Origin of the sequence: Paenibacillus glacialis (assembly GCF_001637205.1) — a bacterium.
Taxonomy (GTDB): domain Bacteria; phylum Bacillota; class Bacilli; order Paenibacillales; family Paenibacillaceae; genus Paenibacillus_AQ; species Paenibacillus_AQ glacialis.
The window spans coordinates 20,732-41,721 of record NZ_LVJH01000017.1; the positions used below are offsets into that span (position 1 = coordinate 20,732).

General features: G+C 40.4%; 20 protein-coding genes and 1 pseudogene. 16 read left to right on the forward strand and 5 right to left on the reverse strand.

The features are described from left to right. Window positions 1–203: 203 nt before the first annotated feature. From PGLA_RS10005 to PGLA_RS26720, 6 genes are all read left to right on the forward strand, one after another. The gene (locus PGLA_RS10005; RefSeq protein WP_068532142.1) at window positions 204–1,223 is read left to right on the forward strand and encodes an LLM class flavin-dependent oxidoreductase; all 1,020 of its coding nucleotides are present in this window, start codon (window positions 204–206) and stop codon (window positions 1,221–1,223) included. A 5-nt stretch (window positions 1,224–1,228) separates the two neighbouring features. Continuing rightward, window positions 1,229–2,365, forward strand: a complete 1,137-nt coding sequence (locus PGLA_RS10010) for a M20 peptidase aminoacylase family protein (RefSeq protein WP_068532144.1) — start codon at window positions 1,229–1,231, stop codon at window positions 2,363–2,365. 38 nt (window positions 2,366–2,403) lie between these two features. Then, a complete protein-coding gene (gene solA / locus PGLA_RS10015) occupies window positions 2,404–3,531 on the forward strand; it encodes an N-methyl-L-tryptophan oxidase (RefSeq protein ID WP_068532146.1) in 1,128 nt (375 codons plus the stop codon). A gap of 242 nt (window positions 3,532–3,773) precedes the next feature. Then, window positions 3,774–5,198 (forward strand): hypothetical protein, encoded by a 1,425-nt coding sequence (locus tag PGLA_RS10020; protein WP_068532149.1) that lies wholly within the window; start codon window positions 3,774–3,776, stop codon window positions 5,196–5,198. After that, window positions 5,152–5,286 carry a hypothetical protein gene (locus tag PGLA_RS29385; RefSeq protein ID WP_281197283.1) on the forward strand — a complete coding sequence of 45 codons (135 nt, stop codon included), beginning with the start codon at window positions 5,152–5,154 and terminating at the stop codon, window positions 5,284–5,286. The genes PGLA_RS10020 and PGLA_RS29385 overlap by 47 nt, the downstream gene beginning before the upstream one ends. A gap of 169 nt (window positions 5,287–5,455) precedes the next feature. Further along, a complete protein-coding gene (locus tag PGLA_RS26720) occupies window positions 5,456–5,644 on the forward strand; it encodes an aspartyl-phosphate phosphatase Spo0E family protein (RefSeq protein ID WP_245699789.1) in 189 nt (62 codons plus the stop codon). Window positions 5,645–5,762: 118 nt separating this feature from the next. Here PGLA_RS26720 and PGLA_RS26725 read toward each other — a convergent pair whose 3' ends face one another. From PGLA_RS26725 to PGLA_RS10030, 3 genes are all read right to left on the reverse strand, one after another. Beyond that, a complete protein-coding gene (locus PGLA_RS26725) occupies window positions 5,763–5,894 on the reverse strand; it encodes a DUF4023 domain-containing protein (RefSeq protein WP_084410919.1) in 132 nt (43 codons plus the stop codon). 69 nt (window positions 5,895–5,963) lie between these two features. After that, window positions 5,964–6,728 carry a C40 family peptidase gene (locus PGLA_RS10025; RefSeq protein ID WP_211269524.1) on the reverse strand — a complete coding sequence of 255 codons (765 nt, stop codon included), beginning with the start codon at window positions 6,726–6,728 and terminating at the stop codon, window positions 5,964–5,966. A gap of 297 nt (window positions 6,729–7,025) precedes the next feature. Beyond that, entirely contained in the window at window positions 7,026–9,107 is a 2,082-nt protein-coding gene (locus tag PGLA_RS10030; protein WP_068532153.1) for a peptidoglycan D,D-transpeptidase FtsI family protein, read from the reverse strand. 263 nt (window positions 9,108–9,370) lie between these two features. Between PGLA_RS10030 and PGLA_RS10035 the strand changes: the two genes are divergently transcribed. From PGLA_RS10035 to PGLA_RS10060, 6 genes and pseudogenes are all read left to right on the forward strand, one after another. Continuing rightward, entirely contained in the window at window positions 9,371–10,321 is a 951-nt protein-coding gene (locus tag PGLA_RS10035; protein ID WP_068532154.1) for an ABC transporter permease, read from the forward strand. Further along, window positions 10,321–11,265 carry an iron chelate uptake ABC transporter family permease subunit gene (locus PGLA_RS10040; protein ID WP_068532156.1) on the forward strand — a complete coding sequence of 315 codons (945 nt, stop codon included), beginning with the start codon at window positions 10,321–10,323 and terminating at the stop codon, window positions 11,263–11,265. The genes PGLA_RS10035 and PGLA_RS10040 overlap by 1 nt, the downstream gene beginning before the upstream one ends. Further along, complete coding sequence (locus PGLA_RS10045) at window positions 11,262–12,020, forward strand: iron ABC transporter ATP-binding protein (RefSeq protein WP_068532158.1); 759 nt, start codon at window positions 11,262–11,264, stop codon at window positions 12,018–12,020. Before PGLA_RS10040 ends, PGLA_RS10045 begins: the two co-directional genes overlap by 4 nt. 125 nt (window positions 12,021–12,145) lie before the next feature. After that, entirely contained in the window at window positions 12,146–13,141 is a 996-nt protein-coding gene (locus tag PGLA_RS10050; protein WP_068532160.1) for a siderophore ABC transporter substrate-binding protein, read from the forward strand. A gap of 63 nt (window positions 13,142–13,204) precedes the next feature. After that, window positions 13,205–13,456 carry a hypothetical protein gene (locus PGLA_RS10055; protein ID WP_068532161.1) on the forward strand — a complete coding sequence of 84 codons (252 nt, stop codon included), beginning with the start codon at window positions 13,205–13,207 and terminating at the stop codon, window positions 13,454–13,456. 81 nt (window positions 13,457–13,537) lie between these two features. After that, window positions 13,538–13,702, forward strand: a pseudogene (locus PGLA_RS10060) (hypothetical protein); the annotation flags it as partial. A gap of 44 nt (window positions 13,703–13,746) precedes the next feature. Here PGLA_RS10060 and PGLA_RS10065 read toward each other — a convergent pair. Further along, window positions 13,747–14,841, reverse strand: coding sequence for a glycosyltransferase family 4 protein (locus PGLA_RS10065; protein ID WP_068532163.1), 1,095 nt, complete (start codon window positions 14,839–14,841; stop codon window positions 13,747–13,749). A gap of 198 nt (window positions 14,842–15,039) precedes the next feature. Between PGLA_RS10065 and PGLA_RS10070 the strand changes: the two genes are divergently transcribed. The 4 genes from PGLA_RS10070 to PGLA_RS10085 all read left to right on the forward strand — a co-directional run bounded on the left by PGLA_RS10070 (window position 15,040) and on the right by PGLA_RS10085 (window position 19,159). Continuing rightward, window positions 15,040–15,807 carry a YheC/YheD family protein gene (locus PGLA_RS10070; RefSeq protein ID WP_245699791.1) on the forward strand — a complete coding sequence of 256 codons (768 nt, stop codon included), beginning with the start codon at window positions 15,040–15,042 and terminating at the stop codon, window positions 15,805–15,807. Window positions 15,808–16,118: 311 nt separating this feature from the next. Continuing rightward, on the forward strand, window positions 16,119–16,913 hold the full coding sequence (locus PGLA_RS10075) for an ABC transporter ATP-binding protein (RefSeq protein WP_211269525.1): 795 nt from the start codon (window positions 16,119–16,121) through the stop codon (window positions 16,911–16,913). Window positions 16,914–16,916: 3 nt separating this feature from the next. After that, window positions 16,917–18,566: an ABC-2 family transporter permease gene (locus PGLA_RS10080; protein WP_068532167.1), complete on the forward strand. Its 1,650-nt coding sequence runs from the start codon at window positions 16,917–16,919 to the stop codon at window positions 18,564–18,566. Window positions 18,567–18,676: 110 nt separating this feature from the next. Continuing rightward, entirely contained in the window at window positions 18,677–19,159 is a 483-nt protein-coding gene (locus PGLA_RS10085) for a hypothetical protein (protein ID WP_068532170.1), read from the forward strand. Between the two features lie 89 nt (window positions 19,160–19,248). Here the strand turns inward: PGLA_RS10085 and PGLA_RS10090 are convergent, their stop codons facing one another. Further along, window positions 19,249–20,943 (reverse strand): methyl-accepting chemotaxis protein, encoded by a 1,695-nt coding sequence (locus tag PGLA_RS10090; protein WP_068532172.1) that lies wholly within the window; start codon window positions 20,941–20,943, stop codon window positions 19,249–19,251. Window positions 20,944–20,990: the final 47 nt, after the last annotated feature.

Here is a 20,990-nt window from a genome sequence, read left to right on the forward strand (position 1 = left end):
GGAGTGAGGAGCGGAGCGTAGCGTAGGAAGTACCTACGTGAGCACCTGAAATGTTTCGGAAGGAAACATACCTCGAAAGCATAGGCTAGGACCGGCTGAATTCAATATTCGATGTCGAATAAACTTCTTGCATACTTCGTGATCAAAAGATGACTTTTTGAACAACCTCTATAAGAGGAAATATAGAAGGAGCGGATGATTCGATGGGAGTAAAGCTTAGTATATTAGATCAAAGCCCAGTGTTCGAAGGGGATACCGCTGCGATTGCTTTTCAGAATACAATTGAACTTGTTCAACTAGCTGAAGAGTTGGGATATCACCGATTCTGGGTATCAGAACATCACGATTCTGATCAAGTTGCGGGGTCATCACCTGAAGTGCTGATCTCGTATTTATTAGCAAGGACTCAATCCATTCGGATTGGTTCTGGTGGCATTATGCTTCAGCATTATAGCCCTTATAAAGTGGCGGAGAATTTCAATGTCCTAGCGACACTAGCACCTGGGAGAGTAGACTTAGGCGTCGGAAGAGCACCAGGTGGGCTTCCACGTTCTACGAAGGCACTTCAACAGGGGATGACAGAAACACCGTCCTTAGAGCACAAACTACAAGAACTAGAACAACTCATTCATAACCAATTGGATGAGGATCATCCACAAAGTGGCTTACGGGCAACGCCTAACCCGGTACAACCGGCTGAACTTTATCTGCTTGGAGCAAGTGTATCTAGCGCAGAATCGGCTGCAGATCTAGGTCTCCCTTATGTATTTGCTCAATTTATTAATAGTGATCCTATCATTGCTCAGAATGCATTTGCAGCATACCGTAATCGTTTCAATGGTAGCAAAGGTACTCAACCTCAGCTTATTCTAGCACTTTCAGTCATTATTGCGGATACAGAGGAGGAAGCGAATGAATTAGCCGGGGAACAGAAGCTAATCAAAGTACATTTGGATAGCGGAAAGTCTGTGACATTAGGTACAATAGAAAAAGCGGAAGAATTTGGAAGACAGTCGAACGAGGGTTACCGAATTGATATACAAGATGCTGCCATTGCCAAAGGATCGAAGGAGGCGATTCGGCAACATTTACTTGATCTGCAACAACAATACGGCATAGAGGAGTTTGTCGTTACGACAGCTGTAAAGGATTTCTCCAAGCGAATTCATTCTTATAAGCTGCTAAAGGAAGCTTTCTCAGAGGTGCTAGTAGAGGGTGATTAATAGTCATGTTGGAACAACAATTAATTAAGATGAGACGTCATTTGCATTCGAATCCTGAGTTATCTCATGAAGAGTTCGAAACAACAAAATCGATACGTGGTTGGCTGGAAGAAGCGGGAATTGGAGTCGCTGATTATTCACTTCCAACAGGCATTATTGCGGAAGTAGGGGGTCTACATGGCGGACCGATTGTTGCTGTACGTGCAGATATTGATGCATTAGCCATTCAAGAAGATACGGGTTTACCTTATGCCTCATTATTTCCTGGCAAGATGCATGCGTGTGGTCATGATTTTCATACGGCGTCTATATTGGGAGCAGCGATGCTATTGAAGCAAAGAGAGCATGATTTAAAGGGGACGGTAAGGTTTATCTTTCAACCGGCTGAGGAGAAGGCGAAGGGGGCTAAACAGGTCATCGCAAGTGGGGCTTTGAAAGGGGTGCAGACCATATTTGGAATGCACAATAAGCCCGACCTACTCACGGGAACGATTGGGATTAAATCTGGCGCATTGATGGCAGCAGCTGATGGCTTTGCTGTTGAGGTGAAGGGAGTAGGCACCCACGCAGCCGTACCAGAGGCTGGAGTGGATCCGATCGTAGTTGCGTCGCATATGGTTACTGCACTTCAGTCTATCGTGAGTCGTAATATAGGTTCTCTTCAGAGTGCTGTGATTAGTGTTACTCGAATTCATAGTGGGACAGCTTGGAATGTTATTTCGGACTCAGCCATGTTAGATGGAACGATTCGTACTTTTGATATCGAGGTAAGGGAGCATGTGCTGAAACGATTTCAACAGATTATCGATGGGGTTGCTGCTGCATTTGGAACAACGGCCAGCGTGAAATGGCTGCCGGGACCTCCTTCTGTTCATAACGATAGTTCACTTGAATCGTTAGCGATTGCGGCTGCTGAGCGTGTAGGCTTGAATGTGGTGGCGGCAGTCCCCTCTTCAGCAGGAGAGGATTTTGCATTTTACCAGAAGGAGATTCCTGGGTTCTTTGTATTTATGGGTACGTCTGGTCCACAGGAATGGCATCATCCTGCATTCGATGTAGATGAGCGCGCACTATCCATTAGTGCAGAATACTTCGCGGATTTGTCACAGCGGGCTATCAATCAGTTATTAGTTAAAGAATAGATTAGATAGACTCATGATAGGGGGGGATTGTCATCCGCATGTCATACGATGTTATCGTCGTGGGAGCGGGATCTATGGGGATGAGTGCGGGTTATCATCTAGCTAGACAGGGTATCCGAACGTTACTCATCGATGCGTTCGATCCTCCACATCATGAGGGGAGCCATCATGGTGAACCACGGTTGATACGACATGCTTATCATGGAGGGAAAGCGTATGTTTCATTGGCACTCCGGGCGCATACGTTGTGGAATGAGCTAGAAGAAGCTACGGATACCTCTTTACTTATTCAATCGGGTGTATTGAATATGTCTTCCGCCAACGTATACTCATATGAAGAACGCCTAAAGGACGCACGCCAGTTAGGCGTACCCCTAGAACTGCTTGATGCAGATGAGATTGCTAAGCGATGGCCAGGTATCCGACTTACGGATGACTTCACGGGGTTGTACGAGCCAGAAGCGGGTTATTTATTTAGTGAGAAGTGTGTAGCAGCCTATCGACAAATGGCACTAGCAGAAGGCGCGATCCTTTTACCATACACGAATGTGTCTAGCATTGAAGCCAAAGGTGAGGGCGTATCTGTCCATACACAGCATGGTGTGTTTCATGCAGATAAGGCGATATTAAGTGCGGGTGCATGGTTCAAAACACTGGAGCCGTTCATCAAGCTACCCATCCAGTCGGTCCGCAAAGTCGTAGGCTGGTTCCAAAGTGATGAGTCACTCTTTGATACAAAGAACTTTCCAGGATTCACTTTAGGTAGCCTAGCAGGTGGGTTTTATGGGTTTCCTAGTATCGATGGTGGAGGGGTGAAAATTGGCCGTCATGATCAAGGCGCACCTTGGCAACCAGGTGAACCTATACAACCATTTGGAGCTTATCCGGATGATGAAGGGGATCTGAGAAGTGCGCTTGAGACTTACATGCCTTTGGCAGCTGGTAAGCTTATTCGTGGGTCCGTATGTAAGTATGAGATGACGTCAGATGAGGATTTCATTATTGACTATCATCCTGCATATCGGAACATTCTACTGGCAGGTGGATTCTCAGGTCATGGATTCAAGTTCTCTAGTGTGGTAGGAGAGATCCTGTCAGATTTAACAGTGAAGCAAGCGACCCAGCAGGATATTAGCTTATTCTCATTATCTCGGTTTCAGGTATGAATGTATAAAAATACACAATCAACGATAGACTTGTATATAAGGCAGCTCTCATTAATCTGAGGGCTGTCTTTATCCTATTGGGGGTATAGTGTTCAATCAGGATTCTCATCTCTAGTATCTTTGTGAATATTATTAATTGACCACATATCAATATATTCGTATAATTGTAATTATATAGGAGAGAATACTTATTTAGGATTTTGATAGAGTGAGATGAGCTTTTCTGTGATAGGGGTGATGGAATGAGTCCGGCAACCACGATTCGAGCAGAAATAATAAATCATTTAGAGCGATTTGGGCATTCATTTAGTAGTTTTGGACAAGCAACTGGAATTAATAAAGGTGTCATCAGCGCAATTCTTAACAAGAATCCGCCCAAGCCCATTTCCGTGCGGCAGATTGATCTCATAACCAAGGCACTAGGGTTTGAAGAGGGAGCGCTATACGACTTATTTGTGGAAGAATGTTTCGCAAATGAGAAGCCGAATGGTAGAAGGATAGGTTCATTTCTAATTCGCTGTTCGGAGCTTGGCAAAGAGGATACGATTGCTCAAGTACTAAATAGGTTAATGGAGAATCTAACCTATTTAACGTTGGTGTTCTCTCTTGCTGAGAAGTTGTATACCAGTGGGCAGACGAAGGAATCCATCATCTATTATAAATGTGTAGCTGAGCATGAGCGGTATCAGCATTCTGAGAGGCTAGCGATTAGCCAATACCGTATATTTAGAGCCTCTATTGGACTTGATGCGGAACGTAATATGGAGGTTGCACTTCAGTTTGCTCTCTATTGTAAGAGATTGCCAGAGAGCTATCAGTTAGATGCTTTGTCTCAGATATCGAATATTTACTACGCTATGAATAAGTGGGACAAAGTTGAGCAGTATACAGATGAATTGATCGTTCTCTCTAATATTGTCCTTCAGAGTGAGAAGCGCAGAACGATAGGAAAGAGACCTATTGAACATTTGATAACTGAAAAACCATTGGTCTATTATTATGGTTATGGTTACTTGTTGAAGGGTGTAGTGTTAGAGCATCAGGGGCGCTATGAGGAAGGCATGGCGGCTGTTTCTCTCTATGCAGATTTAAGCTGGATCGATGGATTAGATCAACAGGGCCGTGTATGGATGGAGAAATTCCAAATGTGGGCAGTAGCCAATACCTATACATTACAGATTCTTATGGGCAATGTGAGTATACTTCCAGAATACACGCAACTATTGCAAGACAATCCGAAAGAAGTTCTTCCGGGCCTCTCAACGATTATAAAATCGGCTAACCAACATGGATTCTTGGTAGACGATATTCTGGAGAAGTTTAAGGATGCTATTCAGGGGTATCAGAGAGATCTATTATCGAAATTATGTAATGGTTACGAAGATGTTTTTAATAGGCTAAGGTATGCAAATCTTTGTTATCAAATTGCAATATACCAATTTGATAACAAGAAATATAGAGAAGGAATGAAATTTATTTTTCAAAGCCTTACAATTTATGCTAATATAAACAAGAAGAAGGAAATAATAGATTCAATGTCATTATTTGAGAAGTATAGAAGTTGTGCCTTGCAAGAAGAGTTAGAAGAGTATGACATAATTATAAAAAGGGGATGTAACAATGAAATCAGTGAAATTAGTGGTGGCTACATTAATTCTTGTTATTAGCTTAAGTAACATTATTCCGATTGGACAACCTCTACCTAATGGTTCTAATATTGTCACACCATTAGAGCATGGTGTGGGTAGTGTCTAACTAATCTTTAATATATTTCCAAGAGCTGTTCGGAGTTCTTCCGAGGGCTCTTTTTTTTGCGGTGGTAAACAGGATATTGAATCTAGTATTAATTGGTATATAGAAACATCAGAATAGTAACAATTTGGTAACTCGTTGTAATATGTATGACAAACAGGGAGGGAGCCTATTGAACACAAGTACGGTATACAGTTTGATAGAGTGTAGACGAAGTGAGTTGAACACGCTAGCAAACATCTATGGTATCAAGGATCATCGAGTATTGACTAAATCGGTGCAACTTGATGATATATTAAATGAGTACCTCAGCAAGAAGGTATCTCGCGAGCTGAAGAATCATTCACAAATAAAATCATAAAATGGAGAATACAAGCCATACAATTGAGCTAATAGGGCTATTGTACGGATATTATAGCAATAACAAATACAACGGTATCGTCCTCTCATATGAGAATAGATACCGTTATTCCTTATTTCTATTTCTGTGTTCCGTGTATCTTGGTAGGCAATTTCTGACTTGGGGTTCCCTTACCTTGATGCTCCTTATTTCGTGCTGCTTTCTTCTGCGTATCATGTAACTTCTCTACGAACTCATGTGTATTGTCCATCTGCTCTAACCTCCTCATATTTACTACTATACTTTCTCCATGAATGCCCTAATTCATGAATGCCTTAATTTATAAGACACTTCGCATGAATAGAATTACATTACTCCAATAACCAGTGTCTAGGTTACTGATCTGAACACCTGGTTTGCCCCATGTATGAATAAACTTGCCATCTCCTATAAAGATCCCCACATGTCCTGGAATCGCGTTACTTTCAAATCGGTCAGGGACTGTGAAGAATATTAAATCGCCAGGTTTCAAGTTATCTCGCTTAACATCACGACCCTCTTTACCTTGATCTCTAGCCAGTCTTGGTAAGTCTACATTGAATTTTTTGAACACGTGTTGTGTGAAAGTGGAACAATCAAATTTCTTCGATTGCTCATATGGTTCAGCCCCGAAATCGTAGGGGACACCTAAAAATGTCTTGGCATATGAGATGAGTTCACCCGTATCTGCTGATGTGCTAGCGATGCGCAAGGACTTCTCTGGGGTTTTATTATTCGGTGGTGAGTCATCATGAAGTGGTGAGATCTCAATCCTATGATATCTCTGGTTCCATTTAACATTCGTATGGAGCAGACTTGAGAGGGAATCGGAGGTTAGATATAATTGTCCATTCACACGGATAGGCGCTTCTTTCAATTGGACGGTTTTCCCTAATGAAGAGGCTTGTTCTTGTCCAAGACGTGCTTTATACATTGGATCGGTATACCCAATTTGGACAGCGTTCCCAGAATCTTTCATACGAAGACCTAGGGATTGAACGGCGTTCTGTAAGGGTATCCATGTTTTTCCCGAATAATCAGTGTGTAGGACTTGATCAGTAAACATTCCAGAAGTAGTAGGAGAAGAGTGGCTATGGCTGCCCTTTGTCTTAACAGTATTCGTAGCAGGATTAGTATCATTGGCAGTCTTACTGTTACTACAGGATACACATAGTACAAGGAGGATACAGGTGATCCATATCATTAGTGTTCGGTTTCTTTGATGGGTTGACTTTAGCATATACGCACGCTCCATTATTCATATAGTACAGCCTCGAGAATGATGGGTATGAGAAGTGATATCTCGTTCCCTCTTTTTCGAGGCAGCTTTTACGTATAATGTGTGCCATTGTATGCTTTTTTATTAACGTACAGATAAAGAAGTGCTCTCTGCGATAGGAATATACTTCTTGGGATTCCCATCAAGCCCATACTCTTGATCGTATGCGTCAAAGATCTTACGGGCGATAGGAGCAGCGCTTTGAGCTCCGAACCCACCCTCGGGCACGACAACCGCGATAGCGAGCTTAGGATTGTCACGTGGGGCATAGGCAATAAATATCCCGTTATCTCTCATTTTTCCTTTTGCATCTTGCTCAGAAGTACCTGTCTTTCTTGCGAAGTCGTATGGAAATCCTTCAAAGGCACTTACCTTCGTATTCATCCCTTGTGTGATTTCGCGCCAGTAGCTCTTATCTAACTTGATTTCATTTAATATTTCCGGTCCGAATTTCCTGAGCGTTGTTCCATCTTGTCTTTTAATTTCATTGACTAGCTGCGGTTTCAGTCGTTTACCTTGATTGGCTAACATAGCCGTATACTGAGCTAACTGTAGGGTCGTATATTTGCCTTGTTGACCGAAGGAAGCATAGGCTAAGGCTGCCAGATTACTTCCTGCTTGTTCTACGTCATTGTATTCAAGTGTGCCTCGGTATTCCTTGGGTAGATCTACTCCCGTGTTAACACCGAGTCCGAATTTCTTCATATATTCATCCCATTTCCCAATCCCTTCTTCTCCTGGATATTTGGAATTGAGCTTCTTACCCACCATATCCACCATAAAGACATTGGATGAGTCCGTTATCGCCTTAGCAGGATCAAGGGAGCGAAGGACATGGCCTGAGGAATTTCTAATCGGTGTCTCCGAACCTTCTTTACCGATGTAGGTTACTCCGCGATCAAAATAATGATCTGTCGTTCTGAATAGACCCTCTTCTAACCCGATCAACACGCTAAGTGGCTTAATTGTAGAACCGAGTAATAAGACTGATTCTAGACCGTTGACTGATCTGCCTGAACTATACGGAGTGATCGTACCGTTCTGGTAATTGTTTTTAATCTGTTTAAAATCTTCGGTTGAGATGTTCTTGCTTCCTGATGATTTCCATACGTTCGTGTTATAATCCGGCATACTTGCCATCGCAATTACTTTTCCCGTATCTACTTCCATGGCTACTGCATAGCCCGTAATGGCATTTGGATGAGTCTTTCCAGAGACCGTATTTGTGTGAAGCCAATTCAACTGATCTGTGATGGCTTGCTCTGTTTTCAGTTGCACGTTTTTGTTAATGGTTAAATAGATGTCATGACCTTTTTCCGGGGGAACAACTTGTTCGACAGCTAGGGGCATATTCTGTGGTGTAACTGAAATTTCTTTATATCCGTTCTGTCCTCTGAGCTCATCTTGAAAGGCGAACTCAATACCGTCATATCCGACAATTTCATCTTCTGTATAGGTTAATCCAGGGTTCTTTTGGGTGTCTTTGACTTTCTGAAACGCATCTATTTTACTGTAAATTTCCTTTGAACTTTTAAAATATTTAATATATCCTACCGTCTGGACGGCTATCGTCTCTGGGTTATAATGGCGAGTGCTCTCTTCTACAATTTCAATTTCAATGCCGGGAAAGGCTGTCTTATTCTCAGAGAAATAAGCGATTTCAGCGAGGTTAAGGTCAGTCTTAATCCGTCGAGGCTGATATCCGGGACCCTTCAGGAATTCCAGGTCCATCGCATCAATGATATTCTGTTGGGTTAATTTCTCCCCGTTTGGATCTAGTGTGTTCAATGCCTTCTCGATTTTTTCTGCTAATTGAAAAGCAACAGGCCGGACAAGCGGTTTTTTCTTCTTGAGTAAGATTTCTTCCTTTGCCAAGCTATAATCTTGCATCAATGTAATGAAAAGAGATTGAATAGGGGTAGAATAAGCTAGCTTGGTATGCGTGTCATCATAAATGGTTCCTCTTATAGGAGAAAGAGCTACGGTTTTTAATAATCCATTCGATTCTTTCTCAGTTAAGGTGGCTCCTTCTACGAATTGCAGGATAGCTAACCTTACAATAATGACGCAAAATATGATAAATGTACTGAAAAAGAATACGTTAATTCTCAGCGCGAAATATTGTCTTCTTTGATCTTTATTCGTTGTTTGATTTATATTGAACATAAAGACACTCCAATCTCATTAATGAGTTGTTAGAAGCGATTGTTGGGGAACGGGGACGATCCACCTATTATACTATACCAGTTTATCCCAAATAAGATGTAAAGTAATAGACATAACTCTATAAAAATAATAAAGATTTTAGGGTTTTCAATTGACAATCCCTAGTAAGACAGTATAATTAAATTTATTGCTAATTGATAATGAATATCATTCTTGATAAATATTCATTAAACCTATATTTCAGGAAGAGTAAGGTAAGAAATATGAAAAAGAGATATTTGCTCATTACACTTGTTATTTTTTCATTTATTTCAATCTTCATCGGAGTTAAAGATATCTCTCCAATGGATATCTTCCGCCTAACAGATCAACAATGGCAAACATTAGTGATTAGTCGAGTTCCTCGTCTAATCAGCATTATTATAGCGGGTATGAGTATGAGTATTGTCGGTTTAATCATGCAGCAGTTGACCCGTAATAAGTTCGTGTCGCCAACGACAGCTGGAACGATGGATTCAGCAAGGTTCGGAATTCTTGTCGCTATGATGGTGTTCTCGAATGCAACGTCGCTACAGAAAATGTTAATTGCTTTTATCTTTGCACTTATAGGAACCTTTATCTTTATGAAGATTCTAGACAAGGTGAAATATAAGGATGCCATCTTTATTCCGCTGGTAGGGATTATGTTTGGGAATGTAGTTGGCTCGATCACGACATTTTTTGCCTACAAGAATGATCTCATTCAGAATATGGCATCATGGTTACAGGGAGATTTCTCAGTGATCTTGAAGGGCCGATATGAAATGTTATATATCAGCATTCCGCTCGTCATTATAGCTTACCTATTTGCCAATCGGTTCACGATTGCTGGTATGGGTGAAGAGTTCGCGAAGAACCTAGGATTGAATTATAAGCAAGTCGTAAATATCGGGCTTGTTATTGTAGCCGCAGTGTCCTCTATCGTTATACTAACGGTTGGAATGATTCCCTTCTTGGGGCTGATTGTTCCGAATATTGTGACGATCTATCAAGGAGATAATTTAAAGAAGAGTCTTTCACATACCGCGTTATTAGGAGCTGTGTTCCTCCTATTCTGTGACATCTTAGGGCGACTTATTATATTTCCTTACGAAATACCGATTGGTCTCACCGTTGGCGTTATCGGAAGCGGAATCTTTATCTACTTACTTATTAGAAGAAAGGCATATGAATAATGAAGGTTAAGTTTAGTATTTTATTCGTAATTGTGATAGCACTTATTGCTTTGTTCCTTTTGTATGATGCAGGTGGTCACTGGGATTATGTCCTTCCAAGAAGAGGTAAGAAGATTCTGGCTATGGTTCTTACAGGTAGCGCGATTGCCTTCTCGACGGTTGTGTTCCAGACCATTACGAACAATCGTATTTTGACACCTAGCATTCTAGGTTTGGATTCCTTATACATGTTGTTTCAGACTTTTATCATTTATGCTTTTGGATCTACAAACTTAACATCGTCGGATCGTAATATTAACTTCTTGATTTCTGTTGCATTAATGGTCGGGTTCTCGGGCGTATTTTACAAGATTCTTTTCCGAAAAGAAGGCCAGAGTAACATCTACTTTCTGTTGTTAATAGGGATGATATTAGGGACATTTTTTGGAAGTGTATCTTCATTTATGGAGGTACTCATTGATCCTAATGAATTCTTGATGTTGCAAGACAAAATGTTTGCGAGCTTTAACAATGTGAATACAGATTTATTAATGATCTCAATCATTGGGATCATTGGTGTAACGCTATATTTCATGAAATTCATTAAGTATCTGGATGTCATTTCCTTGGGAAGAGATCAGGCTGTTAATCTAGGTGTGAATTACGACTATGTTGTCAAAAGATTGCTCGTTGTCGTAGCCATTCTGATGTCGATAGCAACGGCTTTAGTAGGTCCGATTACCTTCTTAGGGCTTCTAGTTGCCAATGTGGCTCATCAATTTCTCAAAACATATCAACACAAATACTTAATCTTAGGTTCTATTCTAATCAGCATCATCGCATTAATCGGAGGACAGTTCATTGTTGAGAAGGTATTTACATTCTCCACCACGTTAAGTGTCATTATTAACTTTATTGGGGGAGCGTACTTTATATATCTTCTGTTAAAGGAGAATAAGTCGTGATAGAGGTAAGGAATGTTTCTAAAAAATATGCAGATAAACATGTCGTCGATCAAGTTTCACTTCAGATTTCCAAGGGGACTATTACTTCCTTTATCGGGCCTAACGGTGCAGGGAAAAGTACACTTCTCTCGATGATCAGTCGTCTCACAACGAAGGATCAAGGTGAGATTTTCATTGAGGGACAGGACATTAGCAAAGCTAAGAGTAACGATCTGGCTAAGCAAATCTCCATTCTGAAACAGTCGAACCACATAAATATCCGATTGACCATTAAAGAACTGGTGAGCTTCGGGAGATTTCCATATTCCCAAGGTAGGTTAACTGCCGAAGATTGGAAGCATGTGAATGATGCGATTGCGTACATGGATCTTGAGGATATTCAAGACAAATACTTAGATCAATTAAGTGGTGGACAGAACCAACGCGCTTATATTGCCATGGTCATTGCCCAGAACACAGATTATATATTGCTGGATGAACCGCTTAATAATCTAGATATGAAGCACTCCGTACAGATTATGAAGGTGCTAAGACGGATGGTTGATGAACTGGGCAAAACGGTCATTATCGTCATCCATGATATTAATTTTGCTTCTGTCTATTCAGATTATATCGTTGCCCTTAAGGATGGACGAATTGTCAAAGAAGGTGCTACACAGGATATTATCGATCGTACCGTTCTCCAGGATGTGTATGGCATGGATATTCATATTGAGAACATCAATGACAATAAGATATGTGTGTATTTCGCTTAAATGTTTGAACTCTAATTTGGGAAATTATGATGTGCGCATACTCCATATGTAAAGGCGCCAGTGTGGAGTATCCGACTCATCAATGATTTTAATAGCATTACAAATACAAGCTAGGAGTGATTGAATTGAAGAAAAGTGTACTCATGATCATAATGACTGTAATGATGGCTGTAGTAATGGCTGCATGCGGCAATAATAATACCAAAGATGCTAAGACAGAAACAACTGAACCAGCAGGGAATAAGACCAATACAGCAGCACCAGCAGAGAGCAAAGAATTGACGATCAAACATAAACTTGGTGAAGCTAAAGTACAGACGAACCCTAAGAAAGTTGTTGTGTTTGACTACGGCGTGTTGGATTCACTTGATAAATTAGGTGTTGAAGTGAGTGGTGTACCACAAGCTAACATTCCTCCATACCTTTCCAAATTTGAAGATAAGAAATACGCTAACGTAGGAAGCTTGAAAGAGCCTGATTTTGAGAAAATCAATGCGCTTGATCCTGACCTTATCATTATTTCTGGAAGACAACAGGATGCTTATGAAGAGTTGAATAAGATCGCTCCAACGATTTTCTTAGGCGTAGACAACACGAAATTAGTAGAGTCTTTCAAAGAAAATATGAATACATTAGGTCAAATCTTTGATAAACAATCACAGATTGACGAAGAGTTAGCTAAGATTGATGCATCGATTAAAGAAATTCATGATAAAGCAACAGCAAGTGGCAAGAATGGACTTATCGTACTTGCTAATGAGGGCAAACTAAGCGCATATGGTGCTGGCTCAAGATTTGGAATCATTCATGATGTATTAGGCTTTACACCAGCAGATCCTAAGATTGAAGTGTCTACTCACGGACAAAGTGTCACTTCTGAGTTCGTGGCAGAGAAGAATCCCGACTATCTATTTGTAGTAGATCGTGACAGTGCTGTTGCAACCAAAGGTACAGAAACAGCTTCTGCTAAGGATACTATTGAGAACGATTTAGTGAAGAATACGAAGGCTTTCAAAGAAGGGCACATCGTCTATCTTGATCCTAACTACTGGTACCTATCCGGTGGCGGACTTGTATCCATGGTTGAGATGATCAACGAAATTGGTGCAGCAATTAAATAAGTAACGCCCACACGTCCCTTCCTTCCCTCTCATATATTGGAGTGGAAGGGAGGGACATCATTTATGTCAACTAAATCCCATTACAGAACTGCTAGAAAGCACCTAAATAAGTTCGTAAAGGTCAAAACAAAGTATGGAAGTACCTTTTACGGAGAAATCATTAGAGTCAGTCCTAAGAGAATATACCTGAAGGTTTCTTCCGTTAAGAGTAATGCGAAGGTTCACACTTCATTTGCACCTTTCATTCTTCCTTTAGTCCTTTTCGATTTACTTGCGATAGTTCTATTGGCTACGCCAAGAAGACGCTTTTTCTAATAAGGGATTATAACCTATCAACTGCCGAGATCATGATCTCGGCAGTTTTTTTTGAAGAAAGGCGGTTTGTTATATCCGGAAGAGGGTTGGTTTCTTACAGCAGAAATGATGGAACTGATCGAAGGTGGTACGGATAATATCGTATGTATTCAGCCTTTTGCTTGTTTGCCTAATCACGTCACTGGCAATGGGGTTGCTAAAGGGCTGAAGTCTGAATATCCTCAAGCCAATATTACCTATGTTGATAGAACTTCATAAAGAACGGCGCCTCTTAGTTGTGGTGTCGTTCTTTATTGTTCAATGCTATAGAGAGCGGATAGCTTCGTTGCCGTCTGATTCCATGTGAAGTGTTGCAGTACGTCAGAGCGGCCATTTTCCGCCATGTTTTCTCTGAGACTTCTGTTCTGAGCTAATTTAAGCAGATGGACTGCGAACCCTTCCGGTCTGCGGTATTGATTCACAAGGTAACCATTGTGCCCATGGTTTACGATCTCCTGTATTCCTCCATTTCGGGATGCGATAACAGGAACCCCTGAGGCCATAGCTTCTATATTAACTAGGCCGAAGGCTTCATGTTTCTGAGAGGGACAGACGAAGCAGTCAGCGATGTGGTATATCTTATGAATCTTAGCATGGGGTATCTTCCCTATAAACGTAATAGGTACGCCTAAGGTTTGAGCCTGTCGCTTAAGCTGCCTCAAGTAGGAGGGCCTTGCTCTACCTACTACTACGAGGTGTACAGGTATGTGTTTCCGTACAAGATGTGAGGCTCGAATCAGTATGTGTACGCCCTTTTGTGGAATGACTCTCCCTACAAATAGAATGGTAAAAGCATTACCAAGCCTATAGTTTTTTCTACTGGTTCTTTTCTCAACTGATGTAGATGGGCGGAATCGGGATACAGCAACACCTAACTCAACTGTACGAATATTCTTTGCTGCATGAGGAAATAGAGAGGATAGTTTTTGCTGTAGCGAATGGCTATTAGCGATAATAAGATCTGCCTTTCTTAAATATCTTGAGATTTTTGGTTTATGAGGAACAAACGTTAAGGAGTGAAGGAATAAGGAGACAGGTGTATGAGGGAACGCTTGTTTAATTAAAGCCATATAATAAGGGCGATTATCAACTTGAATAAAGTCATAAGATCTCCCTTTCATATATCTAAGAACGGAAGAGATATAAGTTGATGCTTTCCCTGAAGCTACTCGAACAATAGTGATGCTCCCGATCTGACTCTCATGTGGTAAAGAACGGGCCCGTCTGCTGATAATGGTGACTTTATGTTTGGTCGCAAGTTGTTTAGCTATTGCCAGAATACATATTTCCACAGATCCGCTACCTGGAACGGGTATTTGCTCCGGTGCAACGATAAGAATGTGCATTGCTTTCCTCCAATCTGTCAGGAACAACTTTTTTGTTTCTCTAAGATATGCTATCTCTTTGGAAAAGGTATGGTCGTATGGTCTATACAAAGAAGCACGGGAATGAATAGAATGTATTGATTTTGGGGTTAAAGTTGTCTTGATCGCTGTAATTCAATTCATTCATGGAAAGAGAGGTTGGATATGAAGGGAAAGCGAATGAGAACAGTATCAAGTAAATGGCTCAAAACAAATGCATTGCTAAGTCACGGCGAGATACGCCAATTCATTCCAATGACACAAAGATTAACGAGTGGAAACCTATCGTCAATGTTAGCTAGATATGGGATGGTCTATATTAAGCCTGAACGAGGTACGTATGGTAATGGGGTTATACGTGCGGAGCTATTGAAACAAGGACCCAATAAATATCAATATCAGATTGAAATGAAGAAGAGAATGTTTAAAGATTATCAATCCTTTTATCAAGCGCTAACGAAGGTTACGAAGAAGAGAAGTTATTTGGTACAAATGGGTATTCATTTATTGAAATATCAGAAACGTAGATTTGACATTCGAGTGATGGTTCAACTGAACCCCAAGGGGAATTGGGAGACGACAGGCATTATAGGTAGAGTAGCTCACCCTGGAAAAATAGTAACGAACTATCATAGTGGTGGTCAACTTGTGAACATCGAGAAATTGTTAACTTCTCATCTATCTTTGAATGAACAGAAATTCTTAATAGGAAAAATGAGTAAACTGGGTGTCACGATCGCGAAACAGCTTAAGCAGAAATATCCGGATTATCGGCAAGTCGGTGTTGATGTTGGGCTTGATGTAACCATGAAGCCATGGATCATTGAGGTGAATACGAACCCGGATCCCTATATCTTTAGGAAACTTGCTGATAAATCTGTGTTTCGAAAAGTAATGAGGTATAAAAGGTTAAAGGCACCGATTCGTCTCTTGAAAAAGAAAAAATAGTATCGGATTCTTCATGGCTTCTTCGACAAGTCAAAACACCTTGAAATACCTGATGGAAGTTGAATCAGGTATTTTGATGATCCATCGTTTAAACGATATACAATTAATGGGTTGTAAGTTATATTAAACGTGTATTTTGGAACTGTAGGATAGGGAGGAAGCGTCGATGAGTGAAAGTGGAATCCGTAGTATCTACTTTAATCGTTAAAGGAAAAAAATATTGAATTTTTCTAATATATGAGTTAAAAATGATATTTATAACATGTATAGTAATGTTATACTAATAAATGGATATTATTAGAGAGGGGCAAATGAAGTTGCAATATATAGGAGAACCCATTATATCCATCCGTGATTTGGTCTTGAATTATGGCGATAAACCGATTCTATGTAGTATTAACCTAGATGTCTTTAAAGGGCAGATTATCGGATATATCGGTCCAAACGGAGCGGGGAAAAGCACCACAGTAAAGGTATTGCTCGGACTCATAGGTGAATACAAGGGCGAAGTAAAGATTCTAGGAAGAGATATCTCAGATGGAGACGTTGAATATAAGAGGAAGATCGGATATGTACCTGAGGTCGCTGATATTTATGAAAGCCTCACAGCACAAGAATATTTGACGTTTATTGGACAGTTATATGGGTTGGAATATACCCAAGCGGACCAGAAAGCATTTCAATTAATGACAAGCTTCGAATTGGACCAAATGTACTGGTCACGAATTTCCTCCTTTTCCAAAGGAATGAAGCAGAAGGTACTGTTGATCTCGAGCCTAATACATAATCCTGAGATTCTATTCTTAGATGAACCTCTCAGCGGACTAGATGCTAATAGTGTCATGGTTGTGAAGGAATTACTAGCTTGTTTAGCCGCTCAAGGCAAGACCATCTTCTATTCATCGCACATCATGGATGTGGTAGAGAAGATCAGTAATCGAATTATTTTACTAGATGGCGGAAAGATCATAGCAGATGGTAGCTTTCATGAACTGCAGCAACAATCCAAGGAAGGATCACTGGAGCAAGTATTCAATCAACTCACTGGATCACACGATCACAAAGATGTAGCTGAACGGATTGTCTCTATTGTTCAAGAGGTGTAGTCGATGAATGAATTCAGAACATTGAAGGTGTTGGATCGGTTTCGTCTTCTTTTTGAGAAATTCGGAATTAATTATGTGATCATGAGAAGAATCCTTCAAGTCAAGTTGACGATGGATGGCAGAAGAGTACCCACTATTATTGGGAATTCAGGATCGGCTCAGGACCCGAAGAAGGATGACCAGAATAAATTTTTGCGATCCATGTGGCTGTATCTCGTATTGGGTACGTTAGCCCTTGCACCTATTGTTATGTTGAATGACAACTTCATATTTCAAATGAGCCTCGTATTCGGGATTGTGATCTTCATGGCGCTGACCTCGTTAATATCCGACTTCTCATCGGTTCTCTTAGACATTCGAGATAAGACGATACTGAACTCGAAACCCGTGGATGCAAGAACCATTCATGCCGCCAAGATCATACATATTAGTATTTATCTTTTCTTCATTACAGCGGCACTTTCTATTGCGCCACTTATTGGTGGTACCATCCGTCATGGCATCATTTTTTCAATAATTTTCCTCTTCGAACTAGTATTCATAGATATCTTGGTTGTAGTATTAACGGCTCTATTATATCTCGTTGTCCTTCAGTTTTTTGACGGAGAGAAGTTGAAGGATATAATTAATTATGTGCAGATTGGCCTAATGTTGGTTATGACGATCGGGTATCAATTCATTTCACGATTATTTAATATTGTAGACTTAAATTATGTATTTGATGGGAAGTGGTGGCAGTATTTTATTGTCCCCGTATGGTTCGCAGCTCCCTTTGAACTATTCATTCATGGTGACCGTAACAGGGTCTTTCTCATTTTTGCTCTTCTGGCTGTGCTAGTACCTCTAGTATCCATATTGATATACGTTAAGTGTATGCCCTCATTTGAAAGGAATCTGCAGAAACTTAACGATAATAGTGGAAGGAGAAAGAGAGGGAGACCTAAAGGGACAGGAATATCAAGATTTCTGTGTTCTACACAGGAAGAGAGAATGTTCTATCGGTTTACCTCAGATATGATAGGTAATGACCGAAATTTCAAGTTGAAGGTGTATCCATCTTTAGGTCTATCTATTGTATTTCCGTTTATATTTCTATTTAATTTTTTGCAGTCTCAAGAATGGGACAAGATATCTTCTAGTAAAAGTTATTTACTTATGTATGCTGCAGCTCTATTTATTCCACAGGTACTGATTATGTTGAAATTCTCGGACAACTATAAAGGGGCGTGGATATACAAGGTCATGCCGGTTCGAGATTTAGCTGCTATATTTAAAGGTAGTCTCAAAGCTGCCTTAGTCAGGTTGTTTCTACCGCTAATTCTATTAGTCAGCGTCATATTTATCATTGTTTTTGGATTAAGGATTATTCCTGATGTCATTGTGTATCTATTGAGCATATGTATTTACACCGTGCTCACATTCCGAATATTAAGGAAGGCATTACCTTTCTCGGAGCCCTATCAGGTCTCGGGAAAAGGAGAAGGGTTGCTACTATTTGTCCTGATGGTTATTATGGCTTTATTCGTAGGATTCCATTTCTTAAGTACCCTTGTAAGTTATGGGGTCTACATCTATATGACACTCCTTATTATTGCGAATATTGTTAGCTGGAGACGAGCCTTTCGAACCTCATGGGATAGAATAATATCATAGGTAGAGGGTATGTTGATCTTGGATGAAATCTATTACCTAATTCATCCTTTTGATTATCTGTTGCAGAAGTAGTACATTATAAAAGTTATCATTAAGGAGGTTCCACATTAATGTATTATGAAGACAACGAGAATTTATCAATCATGACATATACCTTGAACAGTGGTATTAAGGGTACAGTTCCTTTATCTAATAAACAAATTCAAGAATGGTTAGAGAGTTATAGATCGAATACCAAATTCATTACTGCTATTGGTAAAGAGTTTTTCGGTCTTAATCCTGAGCTTGTCGCGGACTTCAAAGTGCAGAATCGATTCTCTAACTATGTTGAGATGATAAGGCCAATATCAGCAGGTGACCAAGAGAAGAATGATGAACTTTCACAAGCCTATGAAGAGAATCTTGTATTCTTTAAGGTTGACTGTAAATGTGGAACAACGTATACAACATATTCGCAATATTATACAACGAAGTGGTTTTGTTCGAAGTGTAAAGAGATTGTATTCATGGATAAGAAGAAAGGGAAGGTTCCTACCGACAAAGGTGAGGCTTGGTATATGACGAACAAGTACTTTGTGGAACGTGAATCTTAAGACTTGATACCTTTCAATCTTTCAAAAACAGAAGAAACGGCTGATTGATCTCTCAATTGGCTGTTTCTTCTGTTTTTTCATATTATCATTTATATTTTGAATCGTTCAATGAGGACATGGAGTTTCTCAGACATGACGGAAAGGAAGGATGCGGAAGAATCGATTTCTTCCATGGAAGCTAGCTGTTGCTCTGAGGCAGCAGATACACTTTGTACTCCATCTAATGTCTGCTGGGCTACCTTTACGAGAATATGAGCTGTTCCAACAATAACATTTGCGCTTTCGGACAACTGATGGACTGCTGTAGATACATATTCATTTTGCTCTGTAATCATGGCGGCAGAAGCCTCAATTTGTTCGAACGATTGCCCTACCGCAGAGATTCGCTTAGATTCTTCGGTTACTTGTGCGGCTGTATCGAGCATATTGTTACTAGCGGTCTCCATGAGTGATAGGGTCTTCTTCACAACTTCCGAAATCTCTTTCGCTGATTGAGACGAACTTTCAGACAATTTCCTTACCGAACTTGCTACCACGGCGAAACCTCTGCCATGTTCCCCTGCTCGAGCTGCTTCAATAGCCGCATTCAAAGCTAATAAATTCGTCTCTGCTGCCATACCTGTCATGACATCAAGCATAAGACTGATCTCTTGCGAATGATCCTTTAAGCTTTGAATTGTAAAGGATAGTTCTTGAATGCTCTCATTCATGTGGTTCATCTGATCAACGGTCTTGTTCATGGATATTCTTCCTGCGCGAGCTCTTTGTAAGTTATCTGCAGCTGAAAGACGTGCTTGATCTGTACTTTCGGAGATATTTGAAATGAAAGTTGACATTTCCGCGATCTTTTTGGAACTTATTTCTAAGCTTTCTAACTGTTTCTCAGCTCCATTAGCCATGTCTTCAATGATGATGACGGTTTGTTGTCCGGCTATTCCCGTCTGCTTAGAACTCGCGGATAATTCCTCAGACGATGAGGCAACGTGAAGAGAGGCGACGCTAACTTCTCGAATTAGATTCTGAAGATTAGTTGTCATCGTATTGATGTCAATTGTTAATTGTCCTACTTCGTCCTTGCTCTTAAACTGTAAAGGCTCCAGTGTTAAGTCTCCATCGGCTATACGGCTTACGATCGTAGATAGGGCGGATAGGGGACTCACTGCTCTACGGATGATGATAAATACAGAAAGTGCAGCGAGGGTAAATAAGATAGCACCTACAATAAAAGGTATAAGAAGGGTTTCGACTGTTCTTTTATGGATGAGTGAGGCATCGACGTTAATTGCAAGCAAACCTACAATTTCTTTGTTGGAATCATGGTCTTTATAAATAGGTCCGTACCCAGTTTTTAATGTGATCTCATCATATGTATACACTTTCGAAGATAAGGAATGTTTCATACTGTTTATCATTTCTTGATCTACTTTATTGAAATAGAAGGTGTCCCCTGCTTGGTATCCCCTCTTCTTTAGATTATTGTCTGCAGCTAGAATCTTGCCGTCTAGAGATAGAATGAATGCTTCTTTAAATAGAGGTTTCTTATGTATAATCCAGTCTATATTCGTCTCAACGTTACTAAGTATGCTTGTGTCACCTTGAGCAAGTGCTAATATATCCTGCGGATTAACAAGTCCAGAAGTGATGTTCGCACAACCAACCGTTTCAATTCCGAGCGCCTCATCAACTTGTCGATAGGTTATTTGATATGCAAATATACTGATTGAGATACCTACCACCAAGAGAAGAGCAATTAATTTTAATGTTATTTTCTTAGCTAAACCCATCTAAAAAACCTCCAGTAGTATACGATAAGCTAATCTACGACTTTGAG